This window comes from Algihabitans sp. (genome assembly GCF_965226985.1).
GTDB lineage: Bacteria > Pseudomonadota > Alphaproteobacteria > Kiloniellales > DSM-21159 > Algihabitans.
On record NZ_OZ245712.1, the window covers coordinates 3,790,326 to 3,809,162 of the forward strand.

Annotated in this window: 16 protein-coding genes; 13 read left to right on the forward strand and 3 right to left on the reverse strand. The window is 65.1% G+C overall.

Annotation, left to right across the window (positions count from 1 at the left end):
• Positions 1-4 precede the first annotated feature (4 nt).
• From lnt to ACO054_RS17400, 13 genes are all read left to right on the forward strand, one after another.
• Entirely contained in the window at positions 5-1,603 is a 1,599-nt protein-coding gene (lnt, locus tag ACO054_RS17340) for an apolipoprotein N-acyltransferase (protein ID WP_421707839.1), read from the forward strand.
• Between the two features lie 341 nt (positions 1,604-1,944).
• A complete protein-coding gene (locus ACO054_RS17345) occupies positions 1,945-2,418 on the forward strand; it encodes a helix-turn-helix domain-containing protein (RefSeq protein WP_421707840.1) in 474 nt (157 codons plus the stop codon).
• Between the two features lie 257 nt (positions 2,419-2,675).
• Positions 2,676-3,851, forward strand: a complete 1,176-nt coding sequence (gene metK, locus ACO054_RS17350) for a methionine adenosyltransferase (protein WP_421707841.1) — start codon at positions 2,676-2,678, stop codon at positions 3,849-3,851.
• A gap of 154 nt (positions 3,852-4,005) precedes the next feature.
• The gene (gene trmB / locus ACO054_RS17355) at positions 4,006-4,692 is read left to right on the forward strand and encodes a tRNA (guanosine(46)-N7)-methyltransferase TrmB (protein WP_421707842.1); all 687 of its coding nucleotides are present in this window, start codon (positions 4,006-4,008) and stop codon (positions 4,690-4,692) included.
• Positions 4,693-4,872: 180 nt separating this feature from the next.
• A complete protein-coding gene (rimP, locus tag ACO054_RS17360) occupies positions 4,873-5,475 on the forward strand; it encodes a ribosome maturation factor RimP (RefSeq protein ID WP_421707843.1) in 603 nt (200 codons plus the stop codon).
• Between the two features lie 19 nt (positions 5,476-5,494).
• Complete coding sequence (nusA, locus tag ACO054_RS17365; protein WP_421707844.1) at positions 5,495-7,114, forward strand: transcription termination factor NusA; 1,620 nt, start codon at positions 5,495-5,497, stop codon at positions 7,112-7,114.
• A 25-nt stretch (positions 7,115-7,139) separates the two neighbouring features.
• A complete protein-coding gene (locus ACO054_RS17370) occupies positions 7,140-7,859 on the forward strand; it encodes an RNA-binding protein (RefSeq protein ID WP_421707845.1) in 720 nt (239 codons plus the stop codon).
• A gap of 12 nt (positions 7,860-7,871) precedes the next feature.
• Positions 7,872-10,496 (forward strand): translation initiation factor IF-2, encoded by a 2,625-nt coding sequence (gene infB / locus ACO054_RS17375; protein WP_421707846.1) that lies wholly within the window; start codon positions 7,872-7,874, stop codon positions 10,494-10,496.
• A gap of 51 nt (positions 10,497-10,547) precedes the next feature.
• Positions 10,548-10,997 (forward strand): 30S ribosome-binding factor RbfA, encoded by a 450-nt coding sequence (gene rbfA, locus ACO054_RS17380; protein WP_421707847.1) that lies wholly within the window; start codon positions 10,548-10,550, stop codon positions 10,995-10,997.
• The gene (truB, locus tag ACO054_RS17385; RefSeq protein WP_421707848.1) at positions 10,981-11,907 is read left to right on the forward strand and encodes a tRNA pseudouridine(55) synthase TruB; all 927 of its coding nucleotides are present in this window, start codon (positions 10,981-10,983) and stop codon (positions 11,905-11,907) included. Before rbfA ends, truB begins: the two co-directional genes overlap by 17 nt.
• A gap of 21 nt (positions 11,908-11,928) precedes the next feature.
• A complete protein-coding gene (gene rpsO, locus ACO054_RS17390; protein WP_375593782.1) occupies positions 11,929-12,198 on the forward strand; it encodes a 30S ribosomal protein S15 in 270 nt (89 codons plus the stop codon).
• 289 nt (positions 12,199-12,487) lie between these two features.
• Positions 12,488-14,605, forward strand: a complete 2,118-nt coding sequence (pnp, locus tag ACO054_RS17395) for a polyribonucleotide nucleotidyltransferase (RefSeq protein WP_421707849.1) — start codon at positions 12,488-12,490, stop codon at positions 14,603-14,605.
• 240 nt (positions 14,606-14,845) lie between these two features.
• The gene (locus ACO054_RS17400; RefSeq protein WP_421707850.1) at positions 14,846-15,703 is read left to right on the forward strand and encodes a DMT family transporter; all 858 of its coding nucleotides are present in this window, start codon (positions 14,846-14,848) and stop codon (positions 15,701-15,703) included.
• A 169-nt stretch (positions 15,704-15,872) separates the two neighbouring features.
• Here the strand turns inward: ACO054_RS17400 and ACO054_RS17405 are convergent, their stop codons facing one another.
• The 3 genes from ACO054_RS17405 to fabA all read right to left on the reverse strand — a co-directional run bounded on the left by ACO054_RS17405 (position 15,873) and on the right by fabA (position 18,646).
• Positions 15,873-16,679, reverse strand: a complete 807-nt coding sequence (locus tag ACO054_RS17405) for an enoyl-ACP reductase FabI (protein ID WP_421710383.1) — start codon at positions 16,677-16,679, stop codon at positions 15,873-15,875.
• Positions 16,680-16,762: 83 nt separating this feature from the next.
• Entirely contained in the window at positions 16,763-17,983 is a 1,221-nt protein-coding gene (fabB, locus tag ACO054_RS17410) for a beta-ketoacyl-ACP synthase I (RefSeq protein ID WP_421707851.1), read from the reverse strand.
• A gap of 129 nt (positions 17,984-18,112) precedes the next feature.
• On the reverse strand, positions 18,113-18,646 hold the full coding sequence (gene fabA, locus ACO054_RS17415; RefSeq protein WP_421707852.1) for a 3-hydroxyacyl-[acyl-carrier-protein] dehydratase FabA: 534 nt from the start codon (positions 18,644-18,646) through the stop codon (positions 18,113-18,115).
• Positions 18,647-18,837: the final 191 nt, after the last annotated feature.

The following is an 18,837-nucleotide window of genomic DNA, read 5'->3' on the forward strand; positions in this document are numbered from 1 at the left end:
GCCTATGCTGACCGATTGGGCAACCCGCCTGTCTCGGTTGACGGGCAGGCGGAGACTGGCTTTCGCCGCGCTGCTTGGGATCCTGGCAGCAGGCGCCCTGCCGCCGCTTCATCTGCTACCGCTGTTGATCCCGGCCTTCGTCGGTCTGATCTGGCTCCTCGACGGCGCCGCCACGCGGTCGGCCGCCTTTGGCCTCGGCTGGGCTTTCGGCGCCGGCTACTTCCTGGCCGGCCTCTACTGGGTCGGTATCGCCATGACGGTCGACTTCGCGGCCTTCTGGTGGTTCCTACCGATTGCCGTCGGCGGCCTTTCCGTCGGTCTCGCGCTCTTCACCGGCGGCGCCACCCTGGTCGCCTGGTCGCTGGGTTGGCAGGGCTCAAACAGGATTTTCTGGCTTGCCGCCGCCTGGCTCGTCGCCGAATGGCTGCGGAGTTGGGTTCTGACCGGTTTTCCCTGGAACCTGATCGGCACCGTCTGGAGCTTCTCCGACATCATGTTGCAGCCGGCAGCGCTTGGCGGTGTCTGGTTGCTCTCGGCCTTGACCTTGCTCGCCGCAATGGCGCCCGCAACGCTGGTGGACGGCGGAGGCGGGACCGGGAAACCGGGGTGGCGGCGAGGCGCGGTAACCTTCACCGCCTATGGCCTGCTGCTGCTGGCCGCCGCCGGCGGGGCGCTTCGCCTAGGGCTGGCGTCGCCGCTGGGCGAAGCGGCAGTCGCTGATATCCGCCTGCGTATCGTGCAGCCGAACATCGCACAGGAGACGAAGTGGCAGCGCGAGCTGCGCCTGCAGCACCTGCGCGATCAGGCCAGCCTGTCGATGGCACCGGGCTGGGAAGACATCACGCATGTGATCTGGCCGGAGACGGCCGTTCCCTTCCTGCTGGACCGCGACAGCGATCTTCTCGAGGAACTCGGCCAGTTGGCCCGTCCGGGAACCGTCTTCCTGTTCGGCGCCCCAGCGCGCGACGGAGGCGCCGAGGACCGGGGCGATCCCGACAGCCTAGTCTACAACTCCGTCCTGGCGTTGCGGCAGAACGGGGATCTCGCAGCGCGCTACGACAAGTTCCATCTGGTGCCCTTCGGCGAGTACGTACCTTTTCGCGGGCTGCTCGACATGGCCAAGATCACCGAGGGACGGCGTGACTTCACGCCGGGTCCAGGCCTTCGCACGCTGCAGCTTCCCGGACTGCCGGCGGTCGGCCCCTTGGTCTGCTACGAGGTGATCTTCTCCGGCCGGATTGTGGCCGACCAGCGGCCGAACTGGCTGCTGAACCTGACCAATGACGCATGGTTCGGTACCTCCAGCGGCCCCTATCAGCACTTCGCCGCGGCACGGCTTCGCGCGGTCGAAGAAGGGCTGCCGCTCGTGCGCGCGGCAAATACCGGCATCTCGGCTGTCGTCGATCCCTACGGGCGGACCCTGGCCAAACTCGGTCTCAACGCGAAAGGCACGCTAGACGCGGCTCTTCCACAGCCACTGCCGGCGACCCCCTATGCAAGTCTCGGACGCTGGTTTCTGCTGCCCCTGCTCGTCTTGTTGTTGATTGCCGGCCGTCTGTTTGGCCGTGGCGAGACAGCAACCTCCACGAGCGAAATCAGATAAATCGTGGTCGGCCGATTACATCGGATTCTACAATAATTCAATCCGATAAACAGAAACAGTAGTCTTCGCCGGCTGTACAACACTGCCTTGGCTGATATAACGCGCCCAAGGTCGGAGCTCAGTGTCGAACACCCTCACATATACGTTAGCGTGAATTCACGCAAAGCAGGTGCTGCAATGCTTGTACTTCTAAATAGCGCAACAAAGTACTAGCGTAACGAAAAGTCTTCTTTTCGTAGTTTCGCTCCGAAGTGGTATCAAAATTAGATAGTTGACGGCATACATAAGTGTGACTAGGCCTTGGATATCGGCAACGTTCAGCGACAGGGGCACATGCGGGGATGACTACGCAACGTCCGAAAGGGCGAGGAGGCGACGGGCCTAACCCAGTGGATGTACACGTTGGGCAAAGAGTGAGGCAGCGCCGTACTCTTTTGGGAATGAGCCAGGAGAAGCTCGGCGAGGCGATCGGGCTCACCTTCCAGCAAGTGCAGAAGTACGAAAGAGGCGCGAACCGGGTCAGCGCGAGCCGCCTCTACGATCTGGCGCGCGTGCTCGACACCGACATCAATTTCTTCTTCGAGGAAATGCACGACGAGGTTGCAGTCCGTTCGCCCGGTCAGCTGCGCGGCTTGGCCGAACAGCCGGAGCCCTATGAGGCCGAACCCGACCCTATGGCCAAGCGCGAAACCTTGGAACTCGTCAGAGCCTACTATCGCATTCACGACTCGCAGGTGCGTAAACGGCTGTTCGAGATGACCAAGGCCCTGGCAGCCCGCAGTGACGAAGTCGTCGGACGCGCGCCCGAGGAGTGACCGACTAGAAAAGGTCACATCGCCGCCTACACCTTCCCTCACGTAAATGCGAACGATGTCCTAATCCGGACTTGCGCCGACGACCCGCTCTTTGCAAAGTGGCGCCGCTCCGCGTTGCACCGGATTGCAGTCCGCTACTTGCACGGTGAGCCGCACGGTGCCTCAACACCGTCGCGCCCAAACAAGAGGCCTCGGCGCTTCATCGTAGACATTCAAGAAGTCCCGAGATCCGGGTCTAGCGAGCGGAGGAATAAGACGTGCGTGCCGGCAATTTCCTGTTCACCAGCGAGTCCGTATCGGAGGGGCACCCGGACAAGGTCTGCGACCGTATTTCGGATGCCATCGTCGACACCTTCCTGACCCATGATCCGCAGGCACGCGTGGCCGTCGAAACCATGACGACGACAAACCGTGTCGTTCTGGCCGGCGAAGTCCGCGGCCCCGAGCAGGTTAGCAAGGAGATGCTGGAGGATGTCGCCAGGCATGCGGTTAGGGACATCGGCTACGAACAGGAAGGCTTTCACTGGAAGACCCTGACCCTGGAGAACTACATCCACAAACAGTCGGCAGACATCGCGATGGGTGTGGACGCAGCCGGCAACAAGGATGAGGGCGCAGGCGACCAGGGCATCATGTTCGGCTTTGCCTGCGACGAAACCGAAGATCTGATGCCGGCGCCGATCTACTACAGCCACAGCATTCTGAAGTCGCTTGCCGAGGCGCGGCATTCGGGTGCGGAACCGGGCCTGGGTCCGGACGCCAAGAGTCAGGTGACGCTCGCCTACGAAAACGGAAAGCCGGTTCGCGCCACCTCCGTCGTGGTGTCCACTCAGCATCGCGAAGACCTGAACCAGGACGACGTCCGCGAGATCGTGCGTCCGCACGTGATCAACGTCCTGCCCGAGGGCTGGATGTGCCCGGAGGAGGATTTCTACGTCAATCCGACGGGCCGCTTCGTGATCGGCGGTCCGGACGGGGACGCGGGGCTGACCGGCCGCAAGATCATTGTCGACACCTATGGCGGCGCCGCACCGCATGGCGGCGGCGCCTTCTCCGGTAAGGACCCTACCAAGGTCGACCGCTCGGCCGCCTACGCCGCCCGCTACCTCGCGAAAAACGTGGTCGCGGCGGGGCTTGCCGAACGCTGCACGCTGCAGCTTTCCTATGCGATCGGCGTCTCGAAACCCCTGAGCGTCTACGTCGGGACCGAGGGCACCGGCAAGGTGTCGGAGGACGAGATCGCCAAGGCCTTGTGTCAGTTGGTCGAGCTATCGCCGCGCGGGATCCGCGAGCACCTTCACCTCAATCGACCGGTCTACGCACGCACCGCGGCCTATGGCCACTTCGGACGCAAGCCGGAAACCGACGGCGGCTTCTCCTGGGAGCGGACCGATCTGGTCGAGGCTTTGAAGTCCCACTTTGGCGTCGCCTGATCGCGCCGTCTCGTCGCCTGCGCCGGTCCACTAGCCTCGGCCAGCCTGTCGCGCGAGGGGCTGGGCTGGTTCCTTCATTCAGCAGGCCTTGTTCGAGAGGCGGAAGCTTTTCGTAAGTCGTCGGCCGCCCTTAGCCCGCAAGACCCTGAGCATCATGCTTCGTCCGAAGCTTCACGGCCGCCGCAAGGGCCGGCCATTGCGAACAGGCCTCCAACGCCTGATGACGGAGGTCTTGCCGCAGCTCGCCGTGACGCTGCCAGAGAGCGGCTCGCTCGACCTGCAGACACAGTTCGGTTCGGCCAATGGAGGCGTTTGGCTGGAAATCGGCTTCGGCGGCGGCGAGCACCTTGCCTGGCAAGCGCGCGAGAACCCGGATATCGGGATCATCGGCTGCGAGGTGTTTGAGAACGGCGTCGCCAGCCTGCTCCGCGCCGTGGAGCGCGATGCTCTCGAGAACGTCCGCATCGCCATGGCCGACGCCCGCCTGCTGCTGGAACGCCTTCCCGCAGGCAGCCTCGCGCGCGCCTTCCTGCTGTTTCCCGACCCCTGGCCGAAACGTCGCCATGCCAGCCGCCGCTTCCTGCAGCGCGAAACGCTCGACCTGTTGGCGCAGGCCATGAGAGACGGAGCGGAACTGCGGGCCGCAAGCGACGATCCCAAGATGCAGGCCTGGATGTTGAAGCAGTTGCTGGAGAGTCCCGACTTTATCTGGACAGCGCGCGCCGCTGCCGATGCCTTTGGGCGCCCGGACGACTGGCCCGGAACGAGGTACGAAGCCAAAGCCGTCGCAGCGGGCCGGCGACCCATCTATCTGAAGTTCCGTCGCCGCCCCCGCGTGTGAGGCGAGCGGAGAGAAAGCGCGCTTCCGCCTTGAAACTTCGACCCCTCCGGGATTATCTTCATAGCTGCCATAGAGAAGGCTCGCTGTTTGGGTCGGCTCAATCGATATGGTGGGCCTCGGCCCGCCATTTTTTATTGCTGGATGCCGGCGGGTAGGCGTTGTTGGGAGGTCGCCGCGGCGATGAAGCGTTCGGCCCGCAGGCGAGACGACCGGGAGAAGAAGCGCGCCGCGACGGCGGGCCGCACAACCGACGCTGGGACCGACGCCGGGACCGGGAGCATCGATACGGCGCAAGCCGCTGCCGTGTCGGATCTGATCACGCCGGCGCTCGAAGACCTGGGCTTCGACGTGGTTCGCGTGCAGCTTTCGGGCGGTCGCGGCGTCAAGCTGAAGCTGCAGGTGCTGGCCGAACGGCCTGACGGCAGCATGACTGTCGCGGACTGTGCCAAGGCCAGCCGCACGGTATCCACGCTGCTCGACGTGGAAGACCCGATCGGGAAAGCCTACCTGCTGGAGGTGGCCTCGCCGGGGATAGACCGGCCGCTGACGCGGCTGAAAGACTTCTCCCGCTGGGCCGGTTTCGAGGCCCGCGTGGAACTGATCGCCCCCCGCGAGGGCCAGCGCCGCTTCAGCGGACCGCTGGTCGGGGTCGAGGGGCAGGAGGTGGTGATCGACACGCAGGAGGGGCGCAAGCACCTGCCCTTCGCCGAGATCGCCAAGGCAAAGTTGATCATGACCGAGGCGTTGCTGAAGAGGACAGCGCCGAGCCGGTCGGAGACCTGAGGACGGACGACGAAAAGCGATGGACACCACGCCGACCTATCGCACCGAACTGCTGCAAGTGGCCGAAGCGGTTGCGCGCGAAAAAGGAATTGAACCGGACGAAGTGATCGTCGCCATGGAGCAGGCGATCCAGAAGGCGGGCCGGGCCAAGTACGGCCACGAGCACGACATTCGCGCCGAGATGGATCGCCGAACCGGCGAGATCAAACTGCGCCGCTATCTGACGGTCGCCGATCCGGTGGAGAACGAGTTCACCGAGATCACGCCGGATCACGCCCGCCTGCGCGAGCCCGAGGCCCAACTCGGGGACGAATTGATCGACGAGCTGCCGCCGATCGATCTCGGCCGGATCGCGGCCCAGACAGCCAAGCAGGTGATCGTACAGCGCGTGCGCGACGCCGAACGCGGCCGCCAGTACGAGGAGTACAAGGACCGCGTCGGCGAGGTCGTCAACGGCATCGTCAAACGCAACGAGTTCGGCAACGTCACCGTCGATCTGGGTCGCGCCGAAGGTCTGATGCGCCGCGACGAAACCCTGCCGCGTGAATCCGTGCGGACCGGCGACCGGGTGCGTGCCTTCATCTACGACGTGCGCAGCGAGCCGCGTGGCCCGCAGATCTTCCTGTCGCGCACGCGCGGAGACTTCATGAAGAAGCTCTTCGCCCAGGAGGTTCCGGAGATCTACGACGGTGTCATCGAGATCAAGGCGGTCGCCCGCGACCCCGGCAGTCGCGCCAAGATTGCGGTGATCAGCCACGACAACTCGATCGATCCGGTCGGAGCCTGCGTGGGCATGCGCGGCAGCCGCGTGCAGGCCGTGGTCGCGGAGCTGCAGGGCGAAAAGATCGACATCATCCCCTGGTCGCCGGAACCGGCAACCTTCGTGGTCAACGCCTTGGCGCCGGCCGAGGTCACCAAGGTTGTGCTCGACGAAGAGCAGGGCCGGATCGAGGTGGTGGTTCCCGACGAGCAGCTGTCGCTGGCCATCGGCCGGCGCGGCCAGAACGTCCGCCTCGCCTCACAGTTGACCGGTTGGGATATCGACATCCTGACCGAAGAGGAAGAAAGCGCCCGCCGTCAGCAAGAGTTCCACAACCGCTCGCAGCTCTTCATCGAGGCGCTCGACGTCGACGACGTCATTGCCCACCTTCTGGTCGCCGAGGGCTTCACGTCGGTGGAGCAGATCGCCTATGTGCCGATCGAGGACTTGATCGACATCGAGGGCTTCGACGAGGAAGTGGCCGAGGAGTTGCGCGCACGCGCCGAATCCTGGCTCGAAGAGCAGGAGCGTCAGCTCGACGCCAAGCGGGCGGAGATGGGGGTCAGCGACGAGATTGCCGCCATCGAGGGTTTGACAGCCTCCATGCTGGTCAAGCTCGGCGAGGCTGCCGAACCCTATGGACCGATCAAGACGCTCGACGATCTGGGCGACCTCGCCAGCGACGAGCTGATCGAAATCCTGGGAGAGGAAGCGCCGAGCGAGGAGGAGGCCAACGCCATCATCATGGCGGCACGCGCCCACTGGTTCGGCGACGACGACACGCCGGCCCCGGAAGCCTCCGAGGCCGGAACGCCCGAGACTGGAACGCCCGAGACCGGAACGCCCGAGACCGAAAACTCGACCCAGCCGGGATCGTAAGCCGAGAGGAGCCATCTGGGACCGAATGCAGGCGCCCCCCGCAACGCACCAGGACGACCGTTCGGAGATCGGACGCAACGCCTCCGCCCCCAGCCGGAAGTCGGCCGGGCCGCAGCGGCGCTGCCTGGTCACCCGCGCGAGTCGTCCCAAGGGCGGCCTGCTGCGCTTCGTCGTCTCTCCCGAGGGTCAACTGGTGCCCGACCTGGGGGAGAAGCTGCCCGGCCGCGGTCTCTACGTCACGCCGGATCGCGCCTTGCTGGAAACGGCGATCGCGAAGAAGCTATTCACGAAGGCCGCGAGACAGCCGGTCGCCGTTCCGGAGGACCTGCCGGCCCGCGTGGATGACCTGCTGCGTCGCCGTATCCTCGATCTGATCAGCTTCGCGAAACGGGCCGGTCAGGCTGTCGCCGGCTTCGACCGCGTGAAAAGCTGGATCGAGCAGGGGCGTGCGGCCTTGGTGGTGCAGGCTGCCGACGGCTCGCCCGGCAGCCGGCAAAGGCTGGCCGGCGTCGCGGCGGCGATCGCGGAAACCCTTGAGGAATCAGCCAATTCCCGGCTCAGCTTGGTGGAGATGTTCAGCCAGACCGAGCTTGGAACCGCTTTCGGACGGACCAGCGTCGTTCATGTGGCCATCGCACCGGGTGGGCTGGCCAAGCAATTAGTTTCGACGACAGAACAGCTCCTGAGTTATGAAACGGCTGCAGCCGCACAAAAGGCAGCCGCCAGCGAACGCAAGCCGCGTTAGACTAGAGAGACCATGACAACGACCAAAGAAGAGAAGACGTCCGGGGAAAAAAAGCCGCTCACGCTTGGGCGGTCGAAAAAACTCGAACTGAAGAAGACGGTCGAAACGGGTCAGGTTCGCCAGTCCTTCAGCCATGGCCGCACCAAGACGGTGCAGGTCGAGGTTAAGCGCAAGCGGACCTATCGCGCCGGCGAAGGCGGCAAGATGGCCGAGGTTCGGCCTGGCGCGACCGAGGCCGAAACGCAGACCGAAACGGTCGCCTCGAGCGCAGCGGCACCCGCCGCCGCGCCAGCGCCGGCGGCCGAGGACCTGTCCAACCTGACGCCGGCCGAACGGGAAGCCCGCCAGAGGGCCATCGAGCAGGCGCATGTGGATCGCGAGCGCCGCGCCCAGGAAGAGGAAGAGCGCAAGCAGCGTGAGGCCGTCGAGGCCGAACGCCGGGCTCGGGAAGAAGCCGAGCGCCAGGCACGCGAAGAAGAAGAGGCGAAGCGGGCTGCCGAAACGCAGGCGGCGCAGGCCGCCGAGAGCCAGCCGGCGGAAGCGCCTGCCGTGGAGAGCGCGCCGGAACCGGCCGTTCCGACACCGGACGAGATCGCCGCCAAGCAAGCCCAGGCTCCAAAGGAAGGCGCCGCAGCGCCCAAGCGCAAGCCGGCCGAGGAGGCCGAGAGCGCCGAAAGCAAGAAGCGCAGCAAGGCAAAGCCGGTCCCGGCCCCGACCGCCAAGAAAGGCGAACCCCGGCGGCGCCAGGGCAAACTGACGATCAGCCAGGCACTGGAGGACGACAGCGAGGAGCGCGTGCGCTCCCTCGCGGCCCTCAAGCGCCAGCGCGAGCGCGAAAAGCAGAAGTCGCGCGAAGCTCTGCAGAAAGGCGCCAAGGTCCTGCGCGAGGTAACCATACCGGAGGCCATCACCGTGCAGGAGCTGGCCAATCGCATGGCCGAGCGCGGCGGCGAGGTGGTCAAGGCGCTCTTCAAGATGGGCGTGATGGCGACCATCACCCAGACGATCGATGCCGACACCGCCGAGCTCGTCGTCGAGGAATTCGGCCACAAGGCCAAGCGCGTGTCCGCCGACGACATCGAGATCGGCCTGCGCGCCGACGACGGTGACGACGGCGAGAATCTGTCAGAACGCGCTCCGGTCATCACGATCATGGGACACGTCGACCACGGCAAGACCAGCCTGCTCGACGCCCTGCGCAAAACCGACGTGGCCTCTCACGAGGCCGGCGGCATCACGCAGCACATCGGCGCCTATCAGATCGTCTCGCCGGCGGGCAACAAGCTGACCTTCCTCGACACGCCGGGCCACGCCGCCTTCACGGAAATGCGCGCGCGTGGCGCCGACGTCACCGACATCGTGGTTCTGGTCGTGGCCGCCGACGACGGCATCAAGGCCCAGACCGTGGAGGCCATCAGCCACGCCAAGGCGGCGGAGAAGCCGATCATCGTGGCCATCAACAAGATGGACAAGCCGGATGCCACGCCCGACCGGGTCAAGAACGAGCTGCTGCAGCACGAGTTGATCCCCGAAGACATGGGCGGCGACATCATCTGCGTGCCCGTCTCGGCGATCACGGGGCAGGGCTTGGAAGACCTGGAGGAAGCGATCGTCCTGCAGGCCGAGCTGATGGAACTGCAGGCCAACGCCGAGAGGCGGGCCGAGGGCGTGGTCGTCGAGGCCAAGCTGGAGCAGGGCCGAGGTTCCGTGGCAACGGTGCTGGTACGGCGCGGATCCCTGAAGGTCGGTGACATCTTCGTCGCGGGATCGGAGTCGGGGCGGGTGCGCGCGCTGATCAACGACCGTGGCGAGCAGGTGAAATCGGCCGGTCCTTCCGAGCCGGTCGAGGTGCTCGGTCTTTCCGGCACACCGGAGGCCGGCGACGAGTTGATCGTGGTCGAGGACGACGCCCGCGCCCGCGAGGTCGCCGCTTTCCGCCACGAGAAACGGCGTCAGACCGAACTGGCCGCGCAGGGGCGCGGGACGCTCGACCAGATGCTCTCCAAGATCAAGGAGGGCGAGGCCCAAAGCCTGCCCGTGGTCATCAAGACGGACGTGCACGGCTCGCTGGAGGCCATCCTGGGCGCGTTGAACCGCCTCGGGACCGAGGAAGTCCGTGTCCAGGTTCTGCATTCGGGCGTCGGCGGCATCAACGAGTCGGACATCACCCTGTCGCGGGCGTCCGAGGCCATCATCCTGGCCTTCAACGTGCGCGCCAACGCCCAAGCCCGCGAGCTGGCGCGGCGCGACGGCGTCGACATCCGCTACTACTCGATCATCTACGAGCTGATCGACGACATGAAGCAGGCCCTCTCGGGCATGCTTGCGCCGGAGCAGAACGAGCAGTTCCTGGGATACGCGGAGATCCGCGAGGTCTTCAGCGTGTCGAAATCCGGCAAGGTCGCCGGCTGCATGATCACCGAAGGGCAGGTCAAGCGCGGTGCCCGCGTGCGTCTGCTCCGCGACGACGTGGTGATCCACGACGGCGTGCTGAAGAGCCTGCGCCGCTTCAAGGACGAGGTTCGCGAGGTTCAACAGGGCTACGAATGCGGCATGGCCTTCGAGAACTACCAGGACATCCAGAAGGGTGACCGCATCGAGTGCTACGAGATCGTCGAAGTGGCCCGCACGCTTTAACCGGCGTGCGGCCGCCCGGCGAGGCGATGCGGAAGTGAGGGTTTCTGAGACATGAGCCGCGGAGCGGCCAAAGCGCCGAGTCAGCGCCAGCTGCGCGTGGGCGAACAGATCCGCCACGTGCTGGCGCGCCTGCTGCAGGAGGGTCGCACGCACGTCGAGGTGCTGACCCATCGCGACATCACCGTGACCGAGGTGCGCGTCAGCCCGGATCTGAAGGCGGCGACGGCGTTCGTCACGCCGCTCGGCGGTCAGGACATGCCAGGCACCCTGGCCGACCTGCGGACGGCCGCGCCGGCCTTGCGCCATGAGCTGGCGCGCGAACTGAATCTGCGCTTCACGCCGCGCCTGTCGTTTCAGGCCGACCGTTCCTTCGACGAGGCGGCGAAGATCGACACGCTGCTACGCAGCGAGCGTGTGCGGCGCGACACCTTGCCCAGGGGACCGGAGGGACCGGACGAACCGGTCAAGCCGCAAGAGGACGACAATGGCGCGGCGTCGTAAGGGCCAGGATCTGCACGGCTGGCTGGTCATCGACAAACCGTCCGACATGACCTCGACCGACGTACTCAACAGGGCGCGCCGTCTGCTCGATGCCCGTAAGGCCGGACATGGCGGTACGCTGGATCCGCTTGCCACCGGTGTCCTGCCGCTCGCCTTCGGTGAGGCGACCAAGACCGTCGCCTGGGCCATGGAGGGAGCAAAAACCTACCGCTTCACCGTGCGCTGGGGTCAGGCGACGGAAACCGACGACGCCGAAGGCGCGGTGGTCGCAGAAAGCAACGAACGGCCGGACCGCGCAGCGATCGAAGCGGCCGCCGCCAAGCTTGTCGGTGAAATCTCGCAGATTCCGCCGGCCTACTCGGCGATCAAGGTCGAGGGCCATCGCGCCTACGACCTGGCCCGCGACGGCGAGGAGGTGAAGCTGCAGGCACGGACCGTGCGGATCGACCGGCTGGAGTTGGCGACCCAGGACGACGACGACCACGCCACCTTCGACTGCGACTGCGGCAAGGGCGCCTACATGCGCTCCCTGGCGCGGGACCTGGGCAGGCTGCTCGGCTGCCATGGCCATATCGCCAAACTCCGCCGCCTGGCGGTCGGCCCCTTTGCGATTGATGACGCGATTCCACTGGACTTGCTGGAACAAAAGACCCAGATTGCGACGGCTGCGGAGCTTCTGCTCCCGGTCAAGACCGCGCTGGACGACATCCCGGCGCTGGCCTTGACGGACCAGGAGGCGACCCGGTTGAGGCAAGGGCAGGCGATTTCAATGCTCGCTCGCTCCAACCTGGACCGGATCCGCGACCTCGAAAACGGCGACGTCCTTTGTGCCATGGCCGGTGACAGGCTGGTGGCGATTGCGCGTTTCGAGGCCGGAGACGTCAAGCCTGTTCGGGTCCTGAACCTGTGATGTCGAGAAGTGAAGAGAGACATGTCGATCACTGCCGAGCGCAAGTCCGCGCTGATTAAGGAATACGCCCGCGGCGAGGGCGATACCGGATCTCCCGAGGTGCAGGTCGCGATCCTCACGGAACGCATCAATAACCTCACGGAGCACATGAAGACCCACAAGCATGACTTCCACTCCCGACGTGGCCTGCTGGTCATGGTCGGGCAGCGGCGGCGCTTGCTCGACTATCTGAAAAAGAAGAATCACGGGCGCTATGCGTCGGTGATTCAAAGCCTCGGCTTGCGCCGCTAGCAACAAGCCGATCCGCGACGTGACCCGCCCATCCCCCGCCGAACCCCGTGTCGCAAAGCGCGTCGATGCCAGGTACGGCCGGGGTTTGGGCGGGTTTTCGCATCTATCGACGTTTTCGCATCTATCGAAAGAGAAGGGATCTCCGTGGCCGGCCGGCTGGCGGATGTCCCAAAACGCCGGGCCGACGTAAGCCGCGTTGCCTGACCCCGCCCCCATCCCCCCGGGGCGGCAACGCGGCTTACGCGGGTCCGGTGCCTGCAAGACGGCCGGCCGGACCGAAGAGGACACCATGTTTACGATCCACAAGAAAGAACTCGACTGGGGTGGCCGCAAGCTGACCCTGGAGACCGGGCGAATTGCCCGCCAAGCCAGCGGCGCCGTTCTGGCGACCTACGGCGAAACCCAGGTGCTCTGCACTGTGGTCGGCGCCACCTCCGGGCGGGACGTCGATTTCTTCCCCCTGAGCGTCCACTACCAGGAGAAGACCTCCGCGACCGGCAAGATCCCGGGCGGTTTCTTCAAGCGCGAAGGCCGTCCGACGGAGAAGGAGGTCCTGACCTCCCGCTTGATCGACCGGCCGATCCGCCCGCTGTTCGTCAAGGGCTTCCGTAACGAGACCCAGGTCATCTGTACGGTGCTGAGCCACGACCTGGAGAACGATCCCGACATCGTCGCCATGGTGGGCACCTCGGCGGCTTTGACCATTTCCGGTCTGCCGTTCCTGGGTCCGATCGGCGGGGCGCGGGTCGGTTACATCGACGGCGCCTACGTGCTCAATCCACAGCGCGACGAGCTGCCGAGTTCCGATCTCGACCTGGTCGTCGCCGGCACCCAGGAGGGTGTGCTGATGGTCGAGTCCGAGGCCCAGGAGCTGTCCGAGGAGATCATGCTGGGCGCGGTCACCTTCGGCCACGAGCAGATGCAGCCGGTGATCCAGGCAATCATCGACCTGGCCGAAGAAGCGGCCAAGGAGCCCTGGACCCTGACGCCCGAGCCCGAGGCCAAGGCCCCCTTGGCGGCTCGGCTCAAAGACAGCTTCGGCAGCAAGCTCGCCGAAGCCTACGGCATCGCCGACAAGACCCAGCGCCGCAACGCGGTCGATGCGGTCAAGGAGGAGGCGAAGGCCTCGTTGGGCGACAACGACGAGGAACTCGCGGTCTTCGGCGACGTCTTCAAGGCGCTGGAGAGCGACGTGGTGCGCGGCACCATCCTGGACACCGGCAAGCGGATCGACGGCCGCGATACCCGGACGGTGCGCGCGATCGACTGCCAGGTGGGCGTGCTGACCCGCACCCACGGCTCGGCCCTCTTCACCCGCGGCGAAACGCAGGCGCTGGTCACGACGACGCTGGGTACCGGCAGCGACGAGCAGATCATCGATGCGCTCGACGGCGAGTATCGCGAAGCCTTCCTGCTTCACTACAACTTCCCACCCTACTCCGTTGGCGAGGCGGGTCGTTTCGGGTCGCCGGGCCGGCGTGAGATAGGACACGGCAAGCTCGCCTGGCGCGCCATGCGCCCGGTTCTGCCAAGCCGCGAGGATTTCCCCTACACCCTGCGCATCATCTCCGAGATCACCGAATCCAACGGCTCCTCCTCCATGGCGACCGTCTGCGGCACCAGCCTGTCCATGATGGACGCCGGCGTGCCGCTCCCGCGCCCTGTCGCCGGCATCGCGATGGGCCTGATCAAGGAGGGCGAGCGCTACGCCGTGCTGTCCGACATCCTGGGCGACGAGGACCATCTCGGTGATATGGACTTCAAGGTGGCTGGCACGGACACCGGCATCACCTCGCTGCAGATGGACATCAAGATCACCTCGATTACCCAGGAGATCATGCAGATCGCCCTGGACCAGGCGAGGGACGGCCGTCTGCACATTCTGGGCGAGATGAACAAGGCCATCAGCGCCGCCCGCGAGGGCGTGTCGGCCCACGCGCCGCGGATCACCACGATCAGCATCCCACGGGACAAGATCCGCGAAGTGATCGGGACCGGCGGCAAGGTGATCCGCGAAATCTGCGAGACCACCGGCGCGAAGATCGACATTGAGGACGACGGCACGATCAAGGTGGCGGCCGTCGAGGAAAGCGCCATGCAACGGGCACTGGACTGGATCGAGTCGATCGTGGCCGAGCCCGAGGTGGGCAAGGTCTACAACGGCAAGGTCGTGAAGATCATGGACTTCGGGGCCTTCGTGAACTTCCTGGGCCCGCGCGACGGCCTGGTTCACATCTCGCAGCTAGCGCCCCAGCGCGTGCAAACGGTCACCGACGTGGTCAAGGAAGGCGACGAGGTGAAGGTCAAGGTCCTGGGCCTGGACGACCGCGGCAAGGTGAAACTGTCGATGAAGGTCGTCAATCAGGAGACCGGCGAGGACCTGGAGACGGAGCAGGCGGCTTCTTAAGCCTCAAGACCGACGACGTTCGAAGCGGCGGTTCCAGGACGGAGCCGCCGCTTTCCTTTTGCGCGCGGACCAGCGACGCAAAGCTGGCCCGCACAAGCGGTGCGTGCCATGGAACCGCTCGCGCTCTAAGATCCTATCGACCGGAGGCGGGCAACGCTCTCGCCGTTCCGTTCACGGACCTCTTCGCAACCAGCGCCCGGATTCAGCCGAACCGTGATACCCCGCAGACTTGAGCTGCGCATGAGCGCCGGTTCGGCGACGCTGGTCGGGATCGCTCTCATGACCCTGGCCATGTTGACCATTCCGGTGGTCGACGGGCTCGCGAAGTATCTCAGCGGCAGCCAGTCGCCGCTCTTCATCAGCTGGGCGCGCTACGCCGCAGCCTGCCTGATCGTTTTGCCGTTGGCGCTGGCGACCCACGGGCGGCATGCCCTGCCGCGTAAGGGACTCGGTCCGCATTTCCTGCGGACCGTTTTCCTGATGGCCGCGATGACGCTCTACTTTCTGGCGATTGCGGAGATTCCCCTGGCAACGGCGATCAGCGCCTACTTCGTCGGCCCGATTATCGCCACCCTTCTCGCCATCGTGTTGCTCGGAGAGCGGCTGACGGGCCGCAAGGTGGCCGCCTTGCTCCTCGGTTTCGGCGGCGCGCTCTTGATCCTGCGGCCGGATGGGGAACTGGAACCCGGCGTGCTGCTCGCCATGGCGAGCGGCGCCTGCTTCGCCTGCTACATGATCGCGACGCGCCTGGCTTCGCAGAGCAGCGATCCGATCCAGACCCTCGCGTTTCAATGCCTGGTCGGCGCCGCGCTTCTGACGCCGCAGGCCGTCTGGACCTGGTCGCAACCGACAGGGAACGAGCTGCTGCTCTTCATGATCATGGGACTGCTGTCCGCGACCAGCCACATCCTCTCGATCACCGCCTTCCGTTATGCCGATGCCTCGACTCTGGCTCCGCTGGTCTACCTGGAACTGGTCGCAACCTCCGCCATCGGTTTCTTCGTCTTCGACGAACTTCCGGATCTGCTGGTCTGGATCGGCGCCGGCGTGATCATCTCCGGCGGTCTGCTGCTGCTCCGGCGCACCCCTTCTTCTTAGAGCAGGATCGCCTTAGGTGGAATCGCTTTGGCGATCCCACCTAAGGCGTGAATCCTACTCTCATCATAAGTTTAGAGTGCCATTCACGTGTTTGACGGAAGCGAAGGCGCTTCCGTCAAACACGATCGCGCTCTAGAGCAGGATCGCGCGGCCTGGCGCCGTCGAAGGTTTAAGTCTTGGCCTTCTTGATTTCGCCGGACGTCATGCTGCCGGGATGCGGAATACCGACGACGTTGTAGCCGCTGTCGACGTGCAGAACCTCACCAGTGACGCCGGCCGAGAGATCCGACAGCAGGTAGAGGCCTGTGTGGCCGACTTCCTCCAGCGTAACCGGCCGCTTTAGGGGCGCGTGATCCCGGCTCCAGCCGTAGACGAAGCGCGCATCGGCGATCGCCGAGCCGGCGAGAGTGCGCATCGGCCCCGCCGAGATGGCGTTGACCCGGACTCCCGTGTCGCCGAGATCGACGGCAAGATAACGCACCGAAGCCTCCAGGGCGGCCTTGGCCACGCCCATAACGTTGTAGTTCGGCGTCACCCGCTCGGCCCCGAGGTAGGTGAGCGTGATCAACGACCCGCCGTCGGACATCAGGGGTTGCGCCAAGCGCGAGACGGCGGTGAAGGAGTAGCAGGAGATCTCCATGGTCTGCGCGAAGTTGGCGCGGCTGGTATCCAGGTAGCGGCCCTTCAGTTCCTCCTTGTCGGAGTAGGCGACCGCATGGACCACGAAATCGAGCTTGCCCCAAACCTGCCCGAGCCGCTCGAACACCGCCTCCAGCGAGCCTTCCGCGCCAACGTCGCACTGCATCAGTTCGCTGACGCCGAGCTGTTCGGCCAAGGGTGTGATGCGCTTGAGGAAGGGGTCCCCCTGGTAGGTCAGAGCCAATTCCGCGCCTTCTGCGTGAACGGCCTTCGCAATACCCCAAGCGATCGAATGATCGTTGGCAACGCCCATGACCAAGCCGCGCTTGCCACTCATCAAGCCCATCGGAGAGTCGTCTCCTCGCAAAAGTTGCAAGTCGGCCAGCGGTGAGCCCGCAGCCCGGAAAGAATCGTCATGCCCTAGCTCTCGAGGCGACGGAAAGCCAAGGTGGCGTTGGTTCCACCGAACCCGAAGGAGTTGGACATGACGCAGTCTAGCTGCATCTCCTCCGCCGCGCCGGTGACGATCGGCATTCCGGCGGCTTCCGGGTCGGGAACCTCGATGTTGATCGAGGGCGCGACAAAACCCTGGTCCATCATCAGCAGCGCATAGATCGCCTCGGTCACGCCGGCGGCACCCTGGGCATGTCCGGTCATCGACTTGGTCGAGTTGATCCGCGGCAAGTCGCTGCCGAAAACCTCCTTGATGGCCCGCAGCTCGGACGCATCGCCGATTGGGGTCGAGGTGCCGTGGGTGTTGATGTAGCTCACCCGGGTGTTCCCCATGGTCGCCAACGCCTGGCGCATGCAACGCACACCGCCCTCGCCGCTGGGTGCGACCATGTCGGCACCGTCCGAGGTCGCGCCATAGCCGACCAGTTCACCGTAGATCTTGGCGCCACGGGCCCTGGCCCGCTCGTATTCCTCCAGAACCACGACGCCGCCACCGCCGGTGATCACGAAGCCGTCGCGCCCCTGATCGAAAGCCCGCGACGCCTCGGCAGGCCGATCGTTGTAACCGCTGGAGAGGGCGCCCATGGCGTCGAACAGCATCGAAAGCGTCCAATGCAGTTCCTCGCCGCCACCGGCGAACATGACGTCCTGCTTGCCGAACTGGATCAGCTCCGCAGCGTTGCCGATGCAGTGCGCGGAGGTCGAACAGGCCGAGGAAATCGAATAGCTCAAGCCCTTGATCTTGAAGGCCGTCGAGAGATTGGCGGAGTTGGTCGAGGACATGCAGCGCGGAACCATGTAAGGGCCGATCCGCTTGACGCCCTTTTCCCGCGCGATATCGGCTGCCTGGACCTGATTCGAGGTCGAGGGGCCGCCCGAGCCCATGATCAGGCCGGTGCGTTCGTTGGAGATATCCGCTGGTTCCAGCCCGGCATCGGCAATCGCCTCGACCATCGCAACGTAGTTGTAGGCCGCGCCATCGCCCATGAAGCGCCGCAGCCGCCGGTCGACATGGGCTTCCAAATCTATGGAGATGTCGCCCTTTACGTGGCTGCGAAATCCCTGCTCGGCCTGATCCTCGGCGAAGACGATGCCAGATCGGCCGGAGCGCAGCGACTCGACCACTTCCTGTTTGTTGTTGCCGATACTGGAGACAATGCCCAGTCCGGTGACGACCACGCGTCGCATATCGTCCCGCTCATCCCTCTCGTGATGGCAGCAGGATGGCCGCCTGGCAGCAAGCCATCGAGCCGAAGGGGCCCGCACCTCGGGGCAGCTTGTACTTCAGCCTGGCGGAAACCGCCAGACAAGGTCCGTTTAGGCAGGCTCCGCGGCAGCCGCACCGTCGGCTTGGAACAACCCCACCCTCAAGTCCTTCACTTCGTAGATGGTTTCACCGTCCGCCTTCAACACCCCATCGGCGATACCGAGAACCAAGCGACGCATGATTACCCGCTTGAGGTCGAGGTGATAGGTCACCTTCTTCACAGTGGGCAAGACCTGTCCGGTAAAGCGGACCTCCCCGACCCCCAGCGCGCGGCCGCGGCCTGACGCACCTGTGCGGCCGAGAAAGAAACCGACGAGCTGCCAAAGCGCATCCAAACCCAGGCAGCCGGGCATGACCGGGTCGCCCTTGAAGTGACAGTCGAAGAACCAGAGGTCGGGCCGGACATCCAGTTCCGCGACGATCTCGCCCTTGCCGTGATCGCCACCCTCGTCGCTGATGCGCGTGATGCGGTCGAACATCAGCATCGGCGGCAGTGGTAGCTGTGCGTTGCCTGGACCGAACAGGTCGCCGTTGGCGCAGGCAATCAGGTCGTCGTAGTCGTAAGCAGTCTTCTTCGCGTTCACGCGTACGCCTCGGCATGGAATGGTGTTGATCCGCCGTCACGCCGCCGTTTCGGCGACGCGGTGCTGACGACGATCACGATACGCAACAGCATGGCCGTTGAAAAGCGGCGGAAAGCTACCAAACGTTTCAATGCCTTACCAGAGTCTCCGAAAAGGGTGATCCGAAGCGCCGCCGCACAGGCAGAAACGCT

Excerpts from the sequence above, each read along its gene's own strand:
- lnt (WP_421707839.1), top strand. The coding sequence starts at position 5 with ATGCTGACCGATTGGGCAACCCGCCTGTCTCGGTTGACGGGCAGGCGG.
- trmB (WP_421707842.1), top strand. The coding sequence starts at position 4,006 with ATGCTTCGTCCGAAGCTTCACGGCCGCCGCAAGGGCCGGCCATTGCGA.
- ACO054_RS17405 (WP_421710383.1), bottom strand. The coding sequence starts at position 16,679 with ATGAGTGGCAAGCGCGGCTTGGTCATGGGCGTTGCCAACGATCATTCG.
- ACO054_RS17370 (WP_421707845.1), top strand. The coding sequence starts at position 7,140 with ATGCAGGCGCCCCCCGCAACGCACCAGGACGACCGTTCGGAGATCGGA.
- ACO054_RS17345 (WP_421707840.1), top strand. The coding sequence starts at position 1,945 with ATGACTACGCAACGTCCGAAAGGGCGAGGAGGCGACGGGCCTAACCCA.
- fabB (WP_421707851.1), bottom strand. The coding sequence starts at position 17,983 with ATGCGACGCGTGGTCGTCACCGGACTGGGCATTGTCTCCAGTATCGGC.
- rimP (WP_421707843.1), top strand. The coding sequence starts at position 4,873 with ATGAAGCGTTCGGCCCGCAGGCGAGACGACCGGGAGAAGAAGCGCGCC.
- infB (WP_421707846.1), top strand. The coding sequence starts at position 7,872 with ATGACAACGACCAAAGAAGAGAAGACGTCCGGGGAAAAAAAGCCGCTC.
- nusA (WP_421707844.1), top strand. The coding sequence starts at position 5,495 with ATGGACACCACGCCGACCTATCGCACCGAACTGCTGCAAGTGGCCGAA.
- truB (WP_421707848.1), top strand. The coding sequence starts at position 10,981 with ATGGCGCGGCGTCGTAAGGGCCAGGATCTGCACGGCTGGCTGGTCATC.
- rbfA (WP_421707847.1), top strand. The coding sequence starts at position 10,548 with ATGAGCCGCGGAGCGGCCAAAGCGCCGAGTCAGCGCCAGCTGCGCGTG.
- rpsO (WP_375593782.1), top strand. The coding sequence starts at position 11,929 with ATGTCGATCACTGCCGAGCGCAAGTCCGCGCTGATTAAGGAATACGCC.
- ACO054_RS17400 (WP_421707850.1), top strand. The coding sequence starts at position 14,846 with ATGAGCGCCGGTTCGGCGACGCTGGTCGGGATCGCTCTCATGACCCTG.
- pnp (WP_421707849.1), top strand. The coding sequence starts at position 12,488 with ATGTTTACGATCCACAAGAAAGAACTCGACTGGGGTGGCCGCAAGCTG.